1 protein-coding gene is annotated in these 1,126 nt (G+C 55.3%); it reads left to right on the plus strand.

The window, feature by feature from the left end; all coding sequences use genetic code 11:
* Nucleotides 1–8: 8 nt before the first annotated feature.
* Nucleotides 9–1,126, plus strand: a 1,118-nt coding sequence (locus EN893_RS35055; protein ID WP_164901436.1) for a GGDEF domain-containing protein, incomplete at its 3' end; no start/stop codon positions are given.

The following is a 1,126-nucleotide window of genomic DNA, read 5'->3' on the forward strand; positions in this document are numbered from 1 at the left end:
CCTCCGTATTGGTCGATACGGTTGATGCGGAGCCGTACGAGCCGCGCTATGAACTGAGCGCCGACGAGCTCCGCACCCTTTACCGCACCGAAGCGCAGGCGACGCGAAGAGGAGAAGCCAGGCCAGGGCTCTGGATTGCGGTTGCGATCTATCTCTTGTTTTCGGCAACGGATCTGCTGCTGATCCCGGATGTTGCTGCCTACACGATCACGGCGCGCTTCGCAGTCGGCTTGAGCGCGCTTTTGATCCTCGAAGCACAGCTTCGCCGGGGGATTGGAACGGAATGGCTCGACGTGACCTGCGCCGGAGCCATCATCTTCGGCTATGTTGGTTGGTTGTGCCCAGCGGTTCTTGGCGCGGACAAGGAAAGCGTCTCTTACTACATGGTCTTTGGGACCATATTCATGATGAGCGCAAATCTTTTCTTTACGTTCAATTTCAAGCTTTCTATCGTAACCTCGGCAATAATATTGTGTATACTTTACATCGTAAATTACTTCGTTCCTTCAACCCTTACATACAAAATGGTATTCGGGGCTTTCTATATATCCTGTTTCACGTTCACCTCGTATGTGAACTGGAAACTGAATGAGGAACGCTACAACGTCTTTCTGAATGCCCTGGAAGCCAAGATCCAGCACAATGAGGCGACCGAACGCGGCAAGGCCCTGCTGAGGTTGTCGCGGACCGATCCGCTGACGGGTCTGGAGAACCGGCGCGCGATCGACGAGAAGCTGCGGGACTACTGGAGCGATTGGCAAAAGGTCGGTACCAGCTTCGGGGCGATCCTCATCGACGTGGACTTCTTCAAGAAATTCAACGACTGCTACGGCCATCAGGAAGGCGACCGCTGCCTGATCCATGTCGCCAATGCCCTTAGCGACATGATCAAGCAGTATAATGGCTCCATCGGCCGCTATGGCGGTGAAGAGTTCATCGTCCTGGCTCGCATGGAGAAAAAAGAGCAGATACTGGATATAGCGGAAGCCATTTGCAGCACGGTCGAGAACCTGGCGCTGACGCACGAACTGCGGCGCGACGGCGTCTCGATCGTAACGGTGAGCGTTGGCGCCGCATTCACCAGGACGCAGACCGGCGCCAAGCTGGAGAAGATCATCCACGAGGC

It is taken from the genome of Mesorhizobium sp. M7A.F.Ca.CA.004.04.2.1 (assembly GCF_004022825.1).
Taxonomy (GTDB): Bacteria; Pseudomonadota; Alphaproteobacteria; order Rhizobiales; family Rhizobiaceae; genus Mesorhizobium.